At 52.3% G+C, this 18,759-nt stretch carries 17 protein-coding genes; 9 read left to right on the forward strand and 8 right to left on the reverse strand.

Annotation, left to right across the window (positions count from 1 at the left end; translation table 11 throughout):
* Positions 1–44: 44 nt before the first annotated feature.
* From EDM56_RS17135 to EDM56_RS17145, 3 genes are read left to right on the forward strand one after another with little or no spacing between them, the layout of a single operon-like run.
* The gene (locus EDM56_RS17135; protein ID WP_221175986.1) at positions 45–443 is read left to right on the forward strand and encodes a GntR family transcriptional regulator; all 399 of its coding nucleotides are present in this window, start codon (positions 45–47) and stop codon (positions 441–443) included.
* Positions 440–1,357, forward strand: a complete 918-nt coding sequence (locus EDM56_RS17140; protein ID WP_122919085.1) for an ABC transporter ATP-binding protein — start codon at positions 440–442, stop codon at positions 1,355–1,357. The genes EDM56_RS17135 and EDM56_RS17140 overlap by 4 nt, the downstream gene beginning before the upstream one ends.
* On the forward strand, positions 1,335–2,165 hold the full coding sequence (locus tag EDM56_RS17145; RefSeq protein ID WP_183192483.1) for an ABC transporter permease: 831 nt from the start codon (positions 1,335–1,337) through the stop codon (positions 2,163–2,165). The genes EDM56_RS17140 and EDM56_RS17145 overlap by 23 nt, the downstream gene beginning before the upstream one ends.
* A gap of 154 nt (positions 2,166–2,319) precedes the next feature.
* Here EDM56_RS17145 and EDM56_RS17150 read toward each other — a convergent pair whose 3' ends face one another.
* Positions 2,320–3,435, reverse strand: a complete 1,116-nt coding sequence (locus EDM56_RS17150) for a polyamine ABC transporter substrate-binding protein (protein ID WP_246009419.1) — start codon at positions 3,433–3,435, stop codon at positions 2,320–2,322.
* A gap of 380 nt (positions 3,436–3,815) precedes the next feature.
* On the opposite strand from EDM56_RS17150, the gene EDM56_RS17155 reads away from it, so the two are divergent.
* The gene (locus EDM56_RS17155; protein WP_122919086.1) at positions 3,816–6,338 is read left to right on the forward strand and encodes a PBP1A family penicillin-binding protein; all 2,523 of its coding nucleotides are present in this window, start codon (positions 3,816–3,818) and stop codon (positions 6,336–6,338) included.
* Positions 6,339–6,431: 93 nt separating this feature from the next.
* Positions 6,432–6,782: a hypothetical protein gene (locus EDM56_RS17160; RefSeq protein ID WP_122919087.1), complete on the forward strand. Its 351-nt coding sequence runs from the start codon at positions 6,432–6,434 to the stop codon at positions 6,780–6,782.
* Between the two features lie 89 nt (positions 6,783–6,871).
* Here the strand turns inward: EDM56_RS17160 and EDM56_RS17165 are convergent, their stop codons facing one another.
* Positions 6,872–8,356, reverse strand: coding sequence for a L,D-transpeptidase family protein (locus tag EDM56_RS17165; protein WP_122919088.1), 1,485 nt, complete (start codon positions 8,354–8,356; stop codon positions 6,872–6,874).
* 69 nt (positions 8,357–8,425) lie between these two features.
* Between EDM56_RS17165 and EDM56_RS17170 the strand changes: the two genes are divergently transcribed.
* The gene (locus EDM56_RS17170) at positions 8,426–9,160 is read left to right on the forward strand and encodes an AAA family ATPase (protein ID WP_122919089.1); all 735 of its coding nucleotides are present in this window, start codon (positions 8,426–8,428) and stop codon (positions 9,158–9,160) included.
* Here the strand turns inward: EDM56_RS17170 and trmB are convergent.
* Entirely contained in the window at positions 9,099–9,791 is a 693-nt protein-coding gene (gene trmB / locus EDM56_RS17175) for a tRNA (guanosine(46)-N7)-methyltransferase TrmB (protein ID WP_122919090.1), read from the reverse strand. The genes EDM56_RS17170 and trmB overlap by 62 nt on opposite strands.
* Positions 9,792–9,919: 128 nt before the next feature.
* Here trmB and EDM56_RS17180 point away from each other — a divergent pair, with 128 nt between their 5' ends.
* Complete coding sequence (locus tag EDM56_RS17180) at positions 9,920–10,852, forward strand: hypothetical protein (RefSeq protein ID WP_122919091.1); 933 nt, start codon at positions 9,920–9,922, stop codon at positions 10,850–10,852.
* Positions 10,853–10,875: 23 nt separating this feature from the next.
* Here the strand turns inward: EDM56_RS17180 and EDM56_RS31520 are convergent, their stop codons facing one another.
* Positions 10,876–11,082: a hypothetical protein gene (locus EDM56_RS31520; protein ID WP_183192484.1), complete on the reverse strand. Its 207-nt coding sequence runs from the start codon at positions 11,080–11,082 to the stop codon at positions 10,876–10,878.
* Between the two features lie 229 nt (positions 11,083–11,311).
* Between EDM56_RS31520 and EDM56_RS17185 the strand changes: the two genes are divergently transcribed.
* Complete coding sequence (locus EDM56_RS17185; protein WP_183192485.1) at positions 11,312–11,842, forward strand: RNA polymerase sigma factor; 531 nt, start codon at positions 11,312–11,314, stop codon at positions 11,840–11,842.
* Positions 11,832–13,112, forward strand: a complete 1,281-nt coding sequence (locus tag EDM56_RS17190; protein ID WP_122919092.1) for a DUF4309 domain-containing protein — start codon at positions 11,832–11,834, stop codon at positions 13,110–13,112. The genes EDM56_RS17185 and EDM56_RS17190 overlap by 11 nt, the downstream gene beginning before the upstream one ends.
* Positions 13,113–13,239: 127 nt before the next feature.
* Here the strand turns inward: EDM56_RS17190 and ilvD are convergent, their stop codons facing one another.
* From ilvD to EDM56_RS17210, 4 genes are all read right to left on the reverse strand, one after another.
* Entirely contained in the window at positions 13,240–14,916 is a 1,677-nt protein-coding gene (gene ilvD / locus EDM56_RS17195) for a dihydroxy-acid dehydratase (RefSeq protein WP_122919093.1), read from the reverse strand.
* Between the two features lie 150 nt (positions 14,917–15,066).
* Positions 15,067–16,221: a Ger(x)C family spore germination protein gene (locus EDM56_RS17200; protein ID WP_122919094.1), complete on the reverse strand. Its 1,155-nt coding sequence runs from the start codon at positions 16,219–16,221 to the stop codon at positions 15,067–15,069.
* A gap of 3 nt (positions 16,222–16,224) precedes the next feature.
* A complete protein-coding gene (locus tag EDM56_RS17205) occupies positions 16,225–17,667 on the reverse strand; it encodes a spore germination protein (RefSeq protein ID WP_122919095.1) in 1,443 nt (480 codons plus the stop codon).
* A complete protein-coding gene (locus EDM56_RS17210) occupies positions 17,664–18,749 on the reverse strand; it encodes a GerAB/ArcD/ProY family transporter (RefSeq protein WP_183192486.1) in 1,086 nt (361 codons plus the stop codon). Before EDM56_RS17210 ends, EDM56_RS17205 begins: the two co-directional genes overlap by 4 nt.
* Positions 18,750–18,759: the final 10 nt, after the last annotated feature.

Here is an 18,759-nt window from a genome sequence, read left to right on the forward strand (position 1 = left end):
TTGTACTATATAAACTAGTACATCTAGAACAAGAGGTGGGAGCCGTGTGGTTCCAAATCGATCAGCGGTCCAGCACACCCCTGTACGCACAAATTATCAACGGGGTAAAGGAGGCGGCGGCAAAGGGAATCATCACGCCCGGGGACAAATTGCCGACCGTGCGCGAGCTTGCTTCCTCTATCATGATTAACCCCAATACCGTTGCCAAAGCGTATCAGGAGCTGGAGCGTGAAGGCATCATTGTGACGATGCGCGGCCGTGGAACGTTTTTGGCAACGCAAGAACAGCGGCTGTCTATGGAAGAGAAAGCGGCAGCGATCGCACCGTTTTTGGAAAAATTGCTTGTTGAAACACACCATTTGCAGATGACAGAGAGCGAGCTGCTCGACATGCTGACAGCGGGCGTTCGCGATTGGTACGAAGAGAGGAGGAAGCAGCGATGACACAGTTGGCGATTCATACGCAGCGGCTGACGAAGCGATACGGCGGTGTGACTGCCGTAGACAACGTGAATCTTGCCATTGAACATGGCGGCGTCTACGGGCTGCTTGGCCCCAATGGTGCGGGCAAAACAAGCCTGTTGAAAATGCTGCTCGGCATGGTCCTGCCGTCAGAAGGCGAGGGGTACTTGTTCGGCAGGAAAATGGATGATACGACTGGCGAGGTACGGCAGCGCGTCAGTTTCGTGCTGGAGCCTCAGACTATGTATCCAGATCTGAAGGCAGACGAGCTGATCCGTTTATGCGCCGGACTGTATCCCACTTGGGACGATGAACGTTGCCGCAAGCTGAAGCAGATTTTCGCCCTGCCGTGGAACCGCCGCATCCGTTCCTTTTCAAAGGGGATGAAGACTCAGCTGGCCCTCTTGATCGCGCTGTCTTCCAGGCCGCGGCTGCTCATCGCAGATGAGCTGACCAGCGCACTCGATCCAATCGTCAGACAGACCTGCCTGCAGCTGGTCATGCAGGAAGTCGCTTCCGGTGATACCACTGTGCTATTTGCTACCCATCAAGTCCATGAGATCGAGCGGATGGCGGATCATGTCGGGTTTCTCTTCAACGGGAGGTTGATCGTCGATCGATCGCTCGATGTGCTGAAGACGTCCTCGCGAATGATCCAGGCCGTCTTTTTGGCAGGGGTTCCCGCAGAGGTTCGCCAAATGGAGGATGTCATCCGGATTCAGGAAGAGGGCAAATTTTGCACGATAACGGTCTCGGGCAAGTGGGAGGATTGCTTGGAGAGGGTGAAAGCCACCCAGCCCGCACATGTGGACGTAATGGATGTTGGACTGGAGGAGCTGTTCATTCATGTTGCGCAAAAGGAGGGGTATCGGTATGAGCCGCTCCACTTGGATTAAGCCGCTCCTGCGTAAGGAATGGATTCAAAATCGGCTGCTGTTCGTCGTCACCTTTCTTTTGCTCAGCCTGTATCCGACTATGTCCGGGCTGCTGTACTGGCTCGGGATGGCGTACGAGGGACGCACGTTGACAGGGTGGGCGCGCGCATTGGAAAAAATGCTCTTACACAACGATGGCAGCACGCTGACGTTTCTCGGCATCTTTTTGATCCCGACGATCGCAATCCGTTTGCTTGGGGATGAACGGCGGGAGCATACATTGGAGTTTTTGGTTGCATTGCCGATCAGCAGAACACAGATTGCGCTGGCGAAATATATGGCCGGGCTGTTGTTCGTTTGGATCACGGTGTTTGCCAATATGCTGTTCGTCGTGATCATGACCTATCTGATCCCGGCCGCTTATCAGATCGGCGACGCCTTCCGATGGCATGTCGCGACGGGCATGGTGCTGACGGCCCTATACAGCCTCGGATTTCTTTGTGCAACCGTGACCGGCAGACGGATGTCAGCGTATTTGCTCACGGCACTCGTGCTGTTTTTCCCCAAGCTACTGGCCGCCATTATGCTGAATATTTGGTGGAGCGATGCGGAGCCATTGGCTGTCATGCAATTTAATGAGTGGACGGACAGTCTTTCCCTTCATGCCTATCTGTTTATGGTAAGCGGCAATTTGCACGAGGGGACGACGTTTGCGCTAAATGCCGTCATGGCGCTCATCAGCGCAGCTTTCCTGACGCTCTCGCTTGTGCTGTTCCGGCGCAATCAGCTGGAACGAAACGGACATGTCATGATATTCACGTCCAAGTAACGCAAAAAAACCAGCCGGTCATGGCTGGTTTTTTTGTACAGATAAGAATGTAAAACAATTCTTATCCAGTATAAGGGCAACAAGGGCTGCGCTAAAGGCTTGGCGCAGCCAAGTTTTCTAATGACTCATTTGAACACCGCGTCCTTCGGTGTCATTATTGCAATTTCAATTCCGACCAGATGCGGTCGAGCTCTTGCGATTTTTCGCCCAGATCGATCATGTATTGACCGCGCTTCATATCTTCTTGCGGAGGATAAACAGCAGGATCTTCCAAAATAGCTTTGTCCATCAGCTTGTGCGCTTCCATGTTCGGATTCGCATAAGGGAACTCCTTGGAAATTTCCGCGCTGATTTCAGGCTGCAAAATGAAGTTGATGAACGCTTCAGCTGTTTTCTTGTGCGGGCTGTTTTTCGGTATGACGAAATCGTCTTGCCACAGCTCAAAGCCTTCCTCAGGCAAAATCGTTTTAATCGACGGATTTTCGCGGCGTGCCAAGGAAGCTTCTGCGCCGTACATGATCCCGGCGGTCGCCTCGCCATTGAGCAAGAGCGTTTTCGGGCTGTCGCTGTCGAATGCCTTCACGTTCGGCTTCAGGTCAATCAACAGCTGCTTTGATTTTTGCAAGACGGCGGAGTCGGTCTCATTGATCGATTTGCCCTGCATGATATTCGCGAGTCCGATCATCGAGCGCGCGTCATCGAGGACGACGAGCTGCTGCTTCAGCTCAGGGTTGAACAAATCTTTGTAGCCTTTGATCGGAATCTTCACTTTGTCGGTGTTCACTGCGATGACGACGTTGCCCCACAGATAAGGAACGGAAAATTTCGACTCTGGATCGGATGGGGTTGTCAAAAACTCTTTGCCGACGTTTTTCAGATTCGGAATGTTCGCATGATCGATTTCCGCAAGCAGATTTTGTTTTTTCATGGCTTCGACCATATAGCCGCTGGCAACGGACAAGTCATAGCTGGAGGAATCGACTGCCAGCTTGGCAAACATCTCTTCATTAGATGCGTAGGTTGCGTAGTTGATTTTGACGCCATACTTTTGCTGGAATTGATCGAGCACGCTTTGCGGAATGTACTCGGACCAGATGAACAGGTTGAGCTCTTTGGATAGACCTTCGTCTTTGGTACCAGCAGCTGCACCTTTACCTGCATCGCTCGCTGTTTCGTTCGGAGTGCTGCCGGACGAACAGCCGGCAATGAGGGAAGCGCCGAGCAGCATCGTGGCAGCCAGGCTTGTCCATTTTTTCAGATTCTTTTTCACAAATACCTTCCTTCCGTCATGTAGTGGTAGGTTACCAAATTCGATGTTGGGATTACCTCTAACTATCCATCATACCTGTCAGTTCTTACATAAGCAAGGGATATGCCATTATTGTCATCAAAACGAAAAACCTTGCCGCCCAAGGGATTTGCGAAAAACAACGGCAAACGAAAGCGATCACAACTTCTCGATTTAGAGAATGTACGACTTATTTGTGGGAATATTTCGATGTGTCTTACTGTTTCGCTTCTCAGATTCCTTTAATGACAAACAGTGTGACATGTGAAATGATAGTATCGGGACGGCGACTGCCCTGAAACTTTTTCACAGATGATTCGTCTATATTGGTTGTATAGAGGATAGAAACCAGGAGGTCACAAATGGCAGCAAATAAAACCAAGAGAAAAAAGAAGAGCAAGTTGCCGCTTTTGGTCATCTCGTTTTTCGTCTTTCTTCTCTTGAGCATCTTTGGGGGATACTTCGCGTTACTGTATGCAGGTCAGCAACTGATTGACCCGCAAAAACTGGAGGATATCAAAACAGAAGCTTCAGTGATTTATGACAAAAATGGAAAACAGGTTGGCACGTTGGCGGTTCAGGAGACACGCGACTATGTGCCGATCAGCAAAATGCCGCCGAACCTGATCAACGCATTCGTTTCCGTGGAAGACAGACGATTCTTCGAGCATAACGGCGTTGACTTGTTCCGGGTGGGAGGAGCGATCCTCAAAGACGTTCAGCAAGGCTCGATGGCTGAAGGGGGAAGTACAATCACCCAGCAGCTGGCGAAAAACGTGTTTCTCTCTCATGAGAAAACATTCTGGCGAAAAACGAAAGAGATGAGCATCGCCATCAGTTTGGAGCGTAAATACTCCAAGGATGAAATCATGGAGATGTATTTGAATAAAATTTACTTGGGGCATGGTGTCTACGGCGTCGAAGCCGCCTCCCAGCTTTATTTCAACAAGCACGTTGAAGATCTTGATAACGCTGAAGTGGCCATGCTCGCTGCGATTCCAAAAGCGCCGTCCACCTATTCGCCGTTTGCCAAGCCGGCATTGGCGAAAGAGCGCCGCGACACCATCTTGCGGCTGATGAGCGAGCAAGGGTACATTACAGCAGAGCAAAAGCAGCAAGCGCAAGCCGAGCCGCTGCCGACACGTAAAAACCCGACGGAAGCCGGTATCAAGCCTGGCTATGAAGCGTACGTCGATTACGTGGTACAGGAAGCCGAAGACAAATACGGCGTGCCGGAAGAGATGCTGTACCGCGGCGGATGGGACATTTACACCGCGCTCGACACCAAGGTGCAGGATGCCATGATCAAGCAGTTCAAGAACAGCGACAACTTCCCGGCCGATGGACCGAAGCAACAGGTCGAGGGCGCGATGGTCGTGCTTGATCAGCATACAGGCGGGATCGCCGGCTTAATGGGCGGCCGCAGCTATGTGCACAAAGGCTTCAGCCATGCGACCGATATGCGCAGACAGCCGGGGTCGACCTTTAAACCGCTCGCTGTGTATGCGCCGGCGATCGATATGGGGAAAGCCAACCTGTACAGCCAATTGAATAACATGCGGCAAAATTTCAATGGTTATGAACCGCGAAATTACAATAACCAATACAGCAAGACGATCTCCATCCAGGATGCGGTGGCACAGTCCATCAACGTGCCTGCTGTGTCGCTGCTGAATGATGTCGGAATCAGCAATTCGCTCGATTACTTGAAAAAATTCGGCATTCAGCTCGACCCGCAAAATGACCGCAACCTGGCCATCGCGCTCGGTGGTTTGAGCAAAGGGACATCGCCGCTGGAAATGGCGCAAGCGTATTCCGCTTTTGCCGATGGGGGCAAAATGTCCAAAGGCTATGTGATCACGAAGATTTCGAATGATAAGATGGGCTTTGAAAAATCGGTGGCACCAGAGCAATCGCAAGTCATTTCTGCTCAAACCGCTTGGGATATGCACCAACTGCTGGCAGGCGTCGTACAATACGGAACCGGGAAAAACGCCCGGATCAAAGGCTTCGATGTCGTCGGGAAAACGGGAACCACGCAGTCGACATTAGTCAACGGTGCTGACAAGGACGCATGGTTCGTGGGATATACACCAGAATATTTGGGCGCAGTTTGGATGGGCTTCGATACCGAAGATAAGAGCCATGTCATGCGCAAGGAAAGCGGCATTCCAGCGAAAATGTTCTCCAAGGTTATGTCGGAGGCATTAGAAGGGGTCAAATCCAAAGGATTTACCCGACCGGATGGTGCGAAAGATGAGCAGCCGCCGGAACAGGAAGTGGCTGGACCACAGCTTGCAGCGGATTTGACAATCGATGGCGATAAGCTGAAAGTGGTGTTGAGCTGGATTGGCAACGAGGGCTCGGACGTAACGTATGATATTTACCGTTTCGCCGACTCGATCGATAAGAAAGAGCTGATCGCAGCAGACGTGAAGGACACGTCCTATGTCGACACGTTGACACAACCGACGATGTACTCGTATTTGGTAGTCCGGCGCGATGCTCAAGGCGTGGAAGGTCCTCCATCCAATGTGGCCAAAATCGATACAGCCAAGCTGGATAAATTGCTGGAAGATGCGAAGCAGCATGATGACCAGAATCAAGGCGACGGCCAAGGGGATCAACAGCCGCCATTGGATAACCAGGGGCAACAGACGGGCGACCCGAATCAGCCGTCAGATGGCAGCCAAACGGGACAGCCGGGTATGGACAATCAAGGGCAGCCGATTCCGCCGACTGGCGGAGATACGCAGCCGCCGGCCGATTTCCAGCAACCGCCGAATGAAACGCCGGACAGCAGTACACAGCAAGAGCAATCAACAGACCAGCAGCCGCCGGAAAAAGAGAAGGGCAAGAAGAAGCACAAGAATAACGACAACTAGGACACAAATTAGCAAGCATCTTCTATTTTCAGCTAAGCCGCCACATGCTACAATAAAGAAAAAAGTAGGAATGTACGACGGGAGGGAATAGCGATGGCAGACCTTGCAAAAGTGAATCTAAACGAATTCTTTGGAGAAAAATTAGCGTCAGCAAAGATATACTTTGAACGTGCGCTTGATTGCAAACATACCGAATTCGATGATTTGTACCCTTATATGAATGAGCAACCTCAGTTCTTCTGGTACAAACGTTATGTTGCATGGGCAGAGCTGCTTACCGTCGTCAAGCTTGCCGATCAATTGGGCATTGACTGGACACCGCAATTTTCCGAGGCGCAGGCCGAGTTCATCCGCGGCAAAGTGCTGCAAGGAAAAGTGCTGGATCATTGGTATCCCGAAGGGGATAACAAGCAAGAAGAAGAGCTTAGCGAAATGAAAGAATAAGCTGACATACAAAAGGGCTAGTCCGCAGTCATCAAGCATGACGACGGGGTAGCCCTTTTTTTGCATGCTTTGGCTGCTCCCTTTTCTCATCAATTCAACCAATGATAGACGATACCAGGCGTCTCTTCATCAGCATCCGTCGGCAAATAAAACCGGAACGGATTTTTCCAATTCAGCTGCGGCTTCGGTTGATCGGAGATGATGACCTCTGTCCCGGGCGACGCAAACGAGTACAGCTCCTCAACATCCGCATTGTGCAGCCGGATACAGCCTAGCGAGACGTCGTGCCCGATGCTCTCCGGCTTGTTGGTGCCGTGGATGGCATGGTTGGCGCTCGTGAACACCATGCCGCGCGTCCCGTACGCATTGGTCGCACTGCCGGGCTGGCTGATTTTTTGCAGGATGGAAAAGTAACCCTCGGGCGTCCGTTCCTCTCTGCCGATTCCGATCGGATATTGCCGCACCAGGTGTGGACCACTCATCACTTGCAGCTTGAACATTTTTTGCTGGACAAAAAGCTGCATCGGCTCGAGCGGGATGGCCGGCTCCGGATAAAAAGGAAGAGGGAGCACCGCGCTCATGCTTTTCCAGACGTTGTCGCCCACGAGCGCATCGGGATGATACGGAAAATCAATGTACCTCGCTTCACCCGGCAGCGCACCCTGTGATGCGCCGCCCCCTAGCTGCTTCGGAGGAACCAGGAGCTGAGGAATTGCCGGTAGGCTGTTCGCCGGATAGGGACGGGCCAGGTCATCTAATCGCTCGGGCAGTTTTCCCGTGCGCTGGTAGGTGCGGTACAGGGCATTGCGGAGCGTCAGCGTCTCTTCCAGCGCAACGCGCTCTTCATGGTACGCCTTGCGCGCGCTCGCTGCCAGCGGATCATCGCCGCAATCGCAAGCGGCGTGAAACCATTTTTCAGCCGTAATCGTATCACTAGAAGGATCATAGGTCACGATACCGCGCATCCGCTGCGGTTGGTAAAAGAGCAAAGGGGTATAAAGCGGAACGCCTTCTTCCTCCGGAACGGCGATGACCGTATACGGATGGTCGTAATACGTGCGGCGCGATTGCAAATATCGCTTCATTTGTTCGGCGAGCTGGTCGTTGGAGACAGAACCGGACACTGCGATGACTTCCGTATGGCGCAGTGACGTTTTTTTGACGGGCGCCTGTTCCACGCTTGAGGTAGCAGGAAGAGATGGCGTTGCTTCCCCGCTACGGTTTGCTGCAGGGAGCAAGACGACTGCAAGCAAAGTGAACAAGGTCAACAGGCCACGTCTTAGCCACACCCAGGCTGATCTGCGCTTCTCTTTTCGCTTGCGCAGCATCGTCTGGTACGCATCGCGGGCTTCCTCGCTAAAGGAATTACGCTCCCGGCTGTGCATAGCCCGCCGATACGCATCGAAGGCTTTATCGGGCTCACCACGCTTTTCAAGCTCGCGTCCAAGCATCAGCCAGCCGATCGCAAGCGTCGGGTGAGCCGTCACAAAATGCGTGTAAAAGGTGAATTCATCCGCTGTGGGATTGGCGATTAAATACGTAGCTTTAGCTTGGAGAAAATCGGTTTTGGTCACCAGCTATCCCCCCTACCGAAAGTATCGGAAAGAATTGGTAACATGTTTAGGCGAGGAGGAAGGAAACAGATGTACTTAAAAAGCGTAACGATTTTGCGGGAGCAATTCCCCAAGAAAAATCGGGACTATCCGTTCACGATCCCGTCGTTGGCGAAAATCGATACGATTGAATTCCCCCGCAACGTCACGTTTTTTGTCGGGGAGAACGGATCGGGCAAATCGACGCTGCTGGAGGCGATCGCTTACCAGTGCGAGTTCAACACCGGGAGCGGGGGGCGCAACAATTATTATCATGTTGACCGCGGGGAAGCGGCGTTTGGCGACTACATCAGGCTATCCTGGCTGCCGAAAATGACGCAAGGCTTCTTTTTGCGGGCGGAGAGCTTTTATCAATTTGCCAGCCATGTCGATGAAACGGCACGGTTAGCCTTAAGACCCTATGAAGCGTATGGCGGTAAGTCGCTGCACGAACAGTCGCATGGGGAAGCATTTTTGGCGTTGTTCACACATCGTTTCGGGAAAAAGGGAATTTATTTGTTGGACGAGCCGGAGGCGGCGCTTTCGCCAGCGCGACAGCTTTCCTTGCTCGCAGTCATGCGGAGATTGGAGAGGGAGGGAGGATCGCAATTCATCATTGCGACCCATTCTCCGATATTATTGGGGTATCCGGGGGCGCAGATTCTTTCCTTTGATTCGGCGCCCCTGCGAGAGATCGCCTACGAAGAGACGGATCACTATCAGATTACGCGCCGCTTTCTGGAGAATCGGCAGCGGTTTTTGACAGAACTGTTTGACGAGGTGTAGCGAACGCTTCGGTGCGATAAATACGTTGGCCGCGTTCGGAAAAACGCTGCTCATATTCGGTCATCACATTGCCTTCTGCCTGTGCGGACTGATGTAGGTCGAAGGTGATGTTGTGCAGCTGAAAGCCTTCGTTGGCAAATTGGTTGAGTGAAAACTCGAACAAGCTTTCGTTATCGGTTTTCAGCTCGATGTGGCCGTCTGTTGCAAGCACGCTGCGGTACAGCTCAAGAAACGTTTTATAGGTGAGACGACGCTTGTAATGGCGCGCCTTTGGCCACGGATCGCTGAAGTTGAGATAAATGCAGGTGAGCTCACCTTCCGCAAACAGGTCGGACAGCATTGCCGCATTGTACTGAACCATCGCCAAATTGGGAATGGTCTGCATCTCGGTTTTCTGCGCAGCGCGCAAAATCACCTCAGCCTTTAACTCGATGGCGATGAAATTACATTCCGGATGGCGCTCGGCCAGCGTCGTGATGAAACGACCTTTACCGCAGCCGATTTCTACATGGATCGGGTTGTCATTGCCAAAATGCTCGCGCCACTTCCCTTTCAACAAGGTCGGGTTGGCGACAAATACAGGGTATTGGCGCAATGTTTCTTCAGCGCCTGGAATATTTCGTAAACGCATAAGTTCCTCCTTAACTGCCTCACTATCTATACCAATTTATAATCTAAGCTTATCTGATTGCAAGACAAAAGATTTGGCTTTGATGTGGTACAATAGATGGGGTATGACGATGGAAGGGGAGAAGCTTCATGGCATTTCAATTAAATAGAGACGAATTGCAAAAAAATGGACGGGTCCATTTCGGTGATTGGGTAGAGCCGGCATTGGTTCAAATAGAGCACGCGATTCAACAGCTAGAAGAGGAAGGCGGACAGCAGGTGGTGCAGTCCGGGCGCATCATCGCGCTGCGGGCCACCGACACGAATAGGGCTTATTCCGCGTTCAAAGCGGCGCTGTATTTGGGCAAATACGATGATATGGCGAACAAAGAGCGTTTCCTCACCAAAATGGTCAAGGCGCACCATTCGTATGAACCGATTCGCGGCGAATCGATCCTGTTCATGTTCGTCGGCGTGGGCAAGCCGGTGTACGATCACATGGTGACGTATACGGTGGGACGTCCATCGCGCATTGCAGGTGGGCAGCGCGCCAATTTGCCATGGGGCTATGAAGTTCCCGCGGAGGCAAAAGACCCGCAAGCCTACATCGACCGTGCGATGCCGATGATTCAGGAAGTTGTTGAATTGACCAAACGCGATGCAGAGCGTCCTTCCGAGCAGCTCCAGGCTGCGCGTTCGCTCTTGCCAGTCGGCTACATCATGCCGCCGTTTTTGATGGAATTCAGCGAAGAAGCACTGATCAAAAACGTGTTCCGCCAACGCTTGTTCGAGCGCGGCGCACAAGGCGCAACCGTTGATGTCGTCGGCGACATGTTCGAATGCTGCCTCAAGCTCGACCGCAATAAATGGGAGACGCTGCGCGATTACCATGGCCCGCACACGGTCGCATGGGAAAAGGCGATGCGTACACTGCGGGACAAGCAGCTGACGATCGATGACCTTTTCACGCTGGCGGAGCGCAACCTATCCCCGGAAGAGCGCGGCAACACCAATCTGTACGAGCTCTTGATGCAAACCGTAGGAAAAGAAGCCCCGACCATGTGGGAAAAAATGAACAAATAACATAACAGAAAAAATTTCCCCCCTTACGCAACATCGGGGTGATTCATGGAAAAACTTCTATTGAAGATCATTTCAATAGAAGTTTTTTTGTTTTTTGTGCAAAGAGAGGAGCGTGGATTAGAAAAAAACAGCAGCAAAGGGATTTTCGGAAATAAGTGGAGCTGCGCCTTTACGATGCCCGCCAGGCGCAGCGGAAAAAGGGAAACGTCTATTGCGCCACATATCATCATCGAAATACTCCCGCCGCGCAGCGTGTGGCTTTGGGGCGCAGTTTCCCTTTTTCCGCGGAGCCGGTCATCCTCGGCCCCCAGCAGGCATCGTAACAGCGCAGCGCAACTTATTTCCGAAAATCCCCGGGCCTCCACATCAGCTACTATTTATTTTTTTGAAGAAAGTGTAATATCCGAAACATGGTATCGTCTAATTCCATACCAACCAATTAACAAGGTGGAGGAACAAGTGGACAGACAAGAATCAATCAAGCGATTGTTTGAGCTCTACTGTGATGACGTATTCCGGTACTTGGTATATTACACAGGCAGCAGAGACGTGGAAGATATGGTGCAAGAAGTGTTTATTAAAGCGCTCAAAGCCTATGAGACGTTTGCGGGGCGTTCCCATCCCAAAACATGGCTGCTGACGATTGCGCGAAATACGGCAATCGACTTTGCGCGAAAAAATCGCAGGTGGAGCTTGCTGCCCGAAAGCTGGCTAACAAATGTACAGGCAAATGAGCAAACCCCTGATGAAATCGTGACCCAAGGCGAGGAGAAGGAGCAGCTGTATGCAGCCTTGTCCCGGCTCAAGCCAAACTATCGTGAGGTGCTGATCCTGCGTGGAATCAAGGAGCTGTCAGCGGCCCAAACTGCTGAAATTTTGGACTGTAGCGAGAACAAAGTCAACGTTACGATGCACCGCGCGATGAAAGCATTGAGAGCACAGATGGGCGATTATGCGGATGAAAGGGAGTTGATCAAGCATGTCCGATAAGACAGACCAAGAATTGCTGCAAAAGCTTCGAGAACTGCCGGGATTTTCACTGGACAAGGAAAAAAAGCAACAAATACTGGAAAACGTCATGCAGGAGGAAAAACGCTACATGAGACAGACGCGCACGAGAGGATCGTTCTCTCTCCTCGGCAAAGGCATCGCGGTATGCGCGCTCGTCGGCGCGGTATGGGTCGGTGCGTCCGTGATGAAGCATCAAGACCAGCAGGTGGCGCAATCGCCGCTACCGGATTCGGTCACCGGGAAACAGCCTGACCCGACGCTTGCGACGACGCCATCGCCTATGCCAACGCAAAATCAGGTGCCACCGGCTCAATCCGATCCGGCAGCCCCAATCGCAACCGCTGAAAGAGACGGCTCGCTGCTCAAGCAGCTGTTTGAGCTGTCGCGCCAAGGACAGGTGGAGAAGGGCGGCATTTCCGTTGAGAACTCGGTGATTGACACGTATGAAAAGCAATGGGGCAAGCCTGACGCGACGCGATTTGAAGACGGCCTCAGCTACTACACCTACAACAAGAAAGGGCTGGATATCGGTTTTAACAAAGGCATGCAGGTAGTCGAGATTCGGTACCACACCCCGGCCATAACGAAATTGACGATGAAGCAGACTAAGCAAGCGTTGGGGTTGACGCATAGCATTCATACCACGATCAACGACCAGACCGTCTTTGTCTATAAGCCGAATGACAAGTATTTGTTCGAGGTTGTATTCCCTGCGGCAACCAAGCAACAGCCTGATCCTGCGATCCAATACGTGGTTGTTCGCTATCCGCAAGGCGAGATCAATCTGATGGCACAGCGGGCGCCAGATGAGCTGCTGGGTGAGCTGAAGACGAACGCGGCAAAAGGCCAGCTGCTTCAAGTTCCTGTTACGGTAGGCAAGTCGATGATCGATGAGCTGCAAAGGGAATGGGGCAAGCCGTCTCGCCAAGATTTCGTTAATGGCTTGCTGTACTCGGTTTTCCCTGACAAAAGCGTCGTGCTGGCCAGCAACAAAGGGGACCAAATCGTCGAGATTCGTTCGTACGATTACCAGCTCCGTCAAATCACGAAATCGCAAGCGTTGAAGACGCTGGGCAAGCCGACGGAAACCGTCAAGATCGGCGATCAGCAAATCGAGGTTTACCAAGTTAGCCCGGATTATCAGCTCAAGGTGGTATTCCCGCTGCCGACCCAAGAGATTCCTGACCCGACGATTGACCATGTGAACGTCCTCTACCCGAGGGGAACGGTCAATCAGATGGCGCAATAAGCAACAAACGGAAAAAAGCTGTCGAGCGAACCTGCCCGACAGCTTTTGCGCGTCATGGAAAAGAAAAACCCCTGGTTCCCGCCAAACAGGTTGGCAAGACCCGGGGTTTGCTGTAGTAAAGACAGCTTTAGATTTTCAGGACGCCGCCTTTGCTTGCATTTGTTACGAGTTTGGAGTAGCGTGCGAGCAAGCCGGTTTTGACTTTTGGCTCAAAGCCTTTCCATTCCGCTTTACGGCTCGCCATTTCTTCCTCGGAGATTTTCAGCTCGATGGAACGGGTTTCCATATCGATGCTGACGATGTCTCCGTCGTTTACGAATGCGATCGGGCCGCCTTCAGCAGCTTCCGGCGATACGTGACCAATGCTGATCCCGCGGGATGCACCAGAGAAACGTCCGTCTGTGACCAAAGCAACTTTGGCACCGAGTCCCATACCAACGATTTGTGAGGTAGGGGCGAGCATTTCCGGCATACCTGGGCCGCCTTTTGGACCTTCGTAACGGATGATGACGACGTGTCCTTCTTTTACTTTGCCGTTGGCGATGCCAGCCAGCGCTTCATCTTGCGAATCGAAGCAGATCGCTGGACCTTCATGGCGACGGATAGATGGATCAACCGCGCCCGTTTTGAGGATGGATCCTTCTGGTGCAAGGTTACCGAACAGAACGGCTAGACCGCCTTTCGGGCTGTATGGATTGTCGAGGCTGCGGATAACGTCACGATCCGTCACGTCTTTGCCAGCCACGTTTTCCCGCAGTGTTTTGCCGGTGACGGTAATGCGGTCGAGATGGAGCGCACCGTCGCGCTTGGAGAGCTCGTTCATAACGGCGGTCACGCCACCTGCGTTATGGCAATCCTCGATATGGTAGTCAGAGGCCGGAGCTAGCTTGCAAATGTGTGGAACGCGTTCTGCAACCTCATTAATGCGCTCGATCGGGTAGTCGATGCCGGCTTCATGCGCAATCGCCAATGTATGAAGAACCGTGTTGGTGGAACCGCCCATCGCCATATCCAGCGCGAATGCGTCGTCGATTGCTTCCAGCGTGACGATATCGCGCGGCTTGATGTCGCGATCGATCATTTCCATCAAATATTTTGCTGTCGATTTGATCAGCTCGCGGCGTTCTTCGGAAATCGCAAGAATCGTTCCGTTTCCTGGCAGAGCCAGTCCCAGCGCTTCGCACAGGCAGTTCATCGAGTTGGCGGTGAACATGCCAGAGCAGGAGCCGCATGTTGGACAGCCGAATTGCTCCAGCTCTTCCAGCTGTGCGTCATTGATTTTACCTGCTTGGTACGCGCCAACGCCTTCGAATACGGAGGAAAGCGAAATGGAGCGGCCATCGCTTGTTTTACCAGCTTTCATCGGACCGCCGGAAACAAACAGCGTCGGGATGTTGACGCGCAGGGCGCCCATGATCATGCCCGGCGTGATTTTGTCGCAGTTCGGAATACAGATCATTCCGTCAAACCAGTGCGCAGCGACAACGGTTTCCAAGCTGTCCGCGATGATGTCACGGCTAGGCAATGAGTAGCGCATGCCGATGTGGCCCATGGCGATTCCGTCGTCAACGCCGATCGTATTGAATTCAAACGGCACACCGCCCGCTTCGCGAACCGCTTCTTTTACCAGCTTGCCGAATTCTTGCAAGTGGACATGGCCAGGAATGATGTCGATATAAGAGTTGCAGATCGCAATAAATGGTTTGTCGAAATCTTCGTCTTTTACGCCGGCAGCACGCAGCAAGCTACGGTGCGGTGCACGGTCAAAGCCTTTTTTGATCATATCGCTTCTACGTTTTGGCATAATGGTTAACTTCCTTTCCTATTTGGCGAATCCGGTTTTTCAAATTATCTTACCACTTTAAAGTACTGCGTAACAACCTAAAAAATCTGAACATTCGTTCAGGACAGGCCGCCAAACGGGCTGTTCCGTTTGGGTGTAGCGAGAGGGTTATCAGTGGACAAACTGCAATTCGCCTGAGTTTTTCAGCGTCGCTTTCACTTCGATTTTTTCGAGGGAAGCGGGCGTCAGTTGCAGTTGACCGTCTTTTTGTAATGTTTTCCACAGCTTCACATTTCGGCGGTACATGATATTGGAAAAGGAGAAAATGTCTGCGTGCAGCTTCAGGCCATGCAAATACGTATCGCGGATTTGCTTCTCGATAAGCTTTGCCGATTCTTTTTCCAGTTTGCTCACACTCGTTTGCTGGTTCAAATCACTCAGGCCACCCGATACCTCCACTTTGATCGTGAAATAAGGCTTGCCGTCTTTCATGCGATAGGTGATGGTTTGGCGTGGGTCCTCAAAGACGAGATCGGCGATCGGCTTTTTCCCTTCAAACAGGTTGACGGGCGTGCGGACCGTTTTGGTTGACATCCATCGCAGGCCGCTTACCTGCGCAGTGGAAAGGCAGCCCAGCCATTTCCGGTTGTGTAGCACGCATACGCCGCGGCGTGAGAGCACCGGCCGTACATGTTTTTTCGAGGTCGAGTAAACCTTTCCAGTCACTGAGGAGAGGTTCGGCAAGATTGTCGTCACGCTTTTTTCGTACAGCTGCGCCTCGAATCGATTGAGCATGACGGGTTGGATATAAGAGTATTGGCGATAGATGGTCGTTGGATCACCCAATCGTGAAAAAATCGCGGGGGTGTTCATCGTCGGATAGAGCAGCAGCAATTGCTTCACATCGCCTTGCGTCGTGAATGTCCACCACGTATGCCGGAACTCCCCGTAGCGCGAAAAATTGTCCAGAAACACATCCAGCCCCAGCCTGAGCGCCCCCTCCCCAAAAATCACTGCGCGGATATGGCTCCAGTTCACGCGCTGCTGGGTATACGAGTATATGTTGAAGGCGGCCTCGTCCAAGGACCGTCCGACACCTTTGAACACGACCATGTCTTGCTCCGAGCGTCGGCCGCCGCCCTCCATTTTCGCGATGACGGAAATATCAACGAGCTGCAGGTACATCTCGTATTGGTTGTTGCGGTAATCAATCCCGAGAGCTGTGGGATAACGAAGATGTTCGATCTCCTTGGAATTCCAGCAGCCCCCTAAAAAAAGTGCCGAACAGAGGAGGAGCACAAAGGTGATTTTGTGACGATTGGTCATCACTCATTCTCCTTGTCTTGTTTGATCGGTCGGTCGGAGCAGCTTCGGGCGGTAATTCAACAGCTTGGTTGGAATCGTCAGGATCGCGCGGAACAGATCTTGCCAGATCAACGGCGAGAACGGCGCGAGATAAGGGACTCCGAAGGAACGCAAATTGACTAGATATGTGATAATCGCCATCAAGGCGAGCAAGAAGCCATACATGCCAAGTGCAGAGGAGAGCAGCAGGACGAAAAGACGGACGATGCTCATCGAACCGACAATCGATTGGCTGGTGAACGTGAATGTCGCCACCGTGCTCGCTGCCACGACGACCAGCATAACAGAAGATGCGAGACCGGCGCTGATCGCCGCCTGGCCGATGATGAGTCCACCTACCACAGACAAGGTTTGGCCGACCGCGAGCGGCAAACGCAGTCCGGCTTCTTTAAAGAGCTCAAACAAAATGATGATGAGCAGCGCCTCCAGCGGAACGGGCATCGGGATTCCTTGCCGCGCCACGACAACGGTGGCAAGCAAGGTGAATGGCAGCTGATCCTGATGGTAGGTGGATAACGCAACCCAAAAGCCGGGCAGGAAAACGGCAAGGATGAAGCCGAGAAAGCGAAGCAGCCTTTCCAGCCAAACGAAATAAAAGAAGCTATGCGTATCCTCAGGCGAGGACAGTAGATAAGTAAAGTTCGCAGGTGCGATCAAGACGGTGGGGGAGCCATCCACCAAAATCAGCACGCGTCCGGCCATCAGGGAGCTGACGGCATAGTCCGGGCGTCCGGTATACGCAACCTCGGGAAAAAACGAATAGGTTCGCTTGACCAAAAACTCTTCGATATTGGTCGAGGAAATGACGGCGTCGATTTGAAACTGGTTGAGGCGCTCGCGAATTTTCTCGACGAGATCGGGGGCGCATATGTCATGGACGTACATAATCCCGACGCGCGTCTGGCTCCGCTTGCCGATAATGAACTGTTGGTAGTGCAGCGAATTGCTGCGAACCCGTTGGCGGATCAGGCCGATATTGACACCGATTTGCTCAATAAAGCCATCTTTCGCCCCGCGGATCGAAATTTCCGTATTCGGCTCTTCCGGCGATCGTTTTGGGTGATTGGCCATGTCGAGACTCATCAGCCGATCGATATGACTCCAGTAAATCAGCAGCTCTCCCGCGAAGACGCGGTCCACGATCTCATGCTCCAGGTCATCCGGGTCAAACATGCGGAGGGGCAAGGAAATCGATTGTTCGATATCGGACAATGTCGGGGGCAATTGCTGCTCGGAAAGCCGTCGCATGGCCGGAAAGATCAACCGGTTGACCTGTTCCAGATCGCAAAGGCTATCGCAGTAGATGATCAGGGCAGACGCATGATCGTTCTCAAAACCCATTTTCAACTGGCTGAAGGAAACATCTTCACAACCGTCAAACAGCTCGAAGAGCAGCTGATCGTTCATGAGCTGACGGTCCTTTTATTTTTGGCGAACACAACCATCACGAAGAGAGTGACGGCGAGCGTAAACGAGAGGACCATACTGACTGGAAGAATCGTGCTGAGCGCTTTGACAAACATAACATCGTTATAAGGCAAATAAATCGTTACCGCCAAAAGCAAAAAGAGCCCGCCCATGATCACTGTGCGTTTTTTGCTCACAGGAACCATGTACAGATCGGGAATCAGAAACATCGTCAGGGAAATTCGCGTATAGGCGCCGGACAGCCACTGATAGATCGAGAGAAAGTCCAGATGCTCGATATAACGGCCGAGACTGACCAAGCGCCACTCTTCGTAGGCAGGATAGCGCATCGTTTGGGAACGATCCAAACCGAATTCGCTGATGGAGCCAAGCAAAGGGCCGACAATCAGACCAGCCAGCATCACGCTAAGGAACAGGAGTCCGCCCGTCCTCGGCAGTTTGCGCAGGTGGTGCTGCTGGAATAGCACGATCGTCAATTCGGCAAGACCGGAACAGACGAACAAGACACCGTGCCAAATCGGGTCCCATCCGTTCTCAAGCATCGGCAAGATATTCTTGTAGTCTTTGTGCTGCATGTTGGCTGACATAACAAAAAAGCCGAAAAGAACGACGAGGGGAAGAGTGATCCCCGCGGAAAGCGCGATACTGCGAATGCCGCTATGCGCGTTGTAAAAGCAGAGGCCAACAAGCAAGATCGCCAAAAAAATAGCAGGTGACTGCGGAAAATAAGAAATTCGCGTCCAATTGACGGTGTCCGCCAACGTGAGTGCTGCCATCCAGAACAAGTACAAGCTGGCGAGGGTCGCGTACAAACGAGCGACAAACGCTCCGAAGCGAGCTCTCAACCATTCATAGGGATGCTGCCTCTGCAATTTGCTCATTGTGAAATAGAGCAGTAGGATATAAGGGACCAGCAATCCCAGCCCGATGATAACCGAGAGCCAGCCATCTCGCCCCGCTGCATCCAGAAGCAAGGGGATAATGATGACATGATTCAATAAACCGATTGTCAGCATCAATAGCGTACCGAGTTGATAGGGAGAGATGGTATCTTGTTTCATGGGCACGACC

This window comes from Brevibacillus fluminis, assembly GCF_003710825.1.
Lineage (GTDB): Bacteria > Bacillota > Bacilli > Brevibacillales > Brevibacillaceae > Brevibacillus_D > Brevibacillus_D fluminis.

Excerpts from the sequence above, each read along its gene's own strand:
- EDM56_RS17140 (WP_122919085.1), top strand. The coding sequence starts at position 440 with ATGACACAGTTGGCGATTCATACGCAGCGGCTGACGAAGCGATACGGC.
- EDM56_RS17145 (WP_183192483.1), top strand. The coding sequence starts at position 1,335 with ATGAGCCGCTCCACTTGGATTAAGCCGCTCCTGCGTAAGGAATGGATT.
- EDM56_RS17155 (WP_122919086.1), top strand. The coding sequence starts at position 3,816 with ATGGCAGCAAATAAAACCAAGAGAAAAAAGAAGAGCAAGTTGCCGCTT.
- EDM56_RS17160 (WP_122919087.1), top strand. The coding sequence starts at position 6,432 with ATGGCAGACCTTGCAAAAGTGAATCTAAACGAATTCTTTGGAGAAAAA.
- EDM56_RS17170 (WP_122919089.1), top strand. The coding sequence starts at position 8,426 with ATGTACTTAAAAAGCGTAACGATTTTGCGGGAGCAATTCCCCAAGAAA.
- trmB (WP_122919090.1), bottom strand. The coding sequence starts at position 9,791 with ATGCGTTTACGAAATATTCCAGGCGCTGAAGAAACATTGCGCCAATAC.
- EDM56_RS17180 (WP_122919091.1), top strand. The coding sequence starts at position 9,920 with ATGGCATTTCAATTAAATAGAGACGAATTGCAAAAAAATGGACGGGTC.
- EDM56_RS31520 (WP_183192484.1), bottom strand. The coding sequence starts at position 11,082 with ATGATGATATGTGGCGCAATAGACGTTTCCCTTTTTCCGCTGCGCCTG.
- EDM56_RS17190 (WP_122919092.1), top strand. The coding sequence starts at position 11,832 with ATGTCCGATAAGACAGACCAAGAATTGCTGCAAAAGCTTCGAGAACTG.
- ilvD (WP_122919093.1), bottom strand. The coding sequence starts at position 14,916 with ATGCCAAAACGTAGAAGCGATATGATCAAAAAAGGCTTTGACCGTGCA.
- EDM56_RS17200 (WP_122919094.1), bottom strand. The coding sequence starts at position 16,221 with ATGACCAATCGTCACAAAATCACCTTTGTGCTCCTCCTCTGTTCGGCA.
- EDM56_RS17205 (WP_122919095.1), bottom strand. The coding sequence starts at position 17,667 with ATGAACGATCAGCTGCTCTTCGAGCTGTTTGACGGTTGTGAAGATGTT.
- EDM56_RS17210 (WP_183192486.1), bottom strand. The coding sequence starts at position 18,749 with ATGAAACAAGATACCATCTCTCCCTATCAACTCGGTACGCTATTGATG.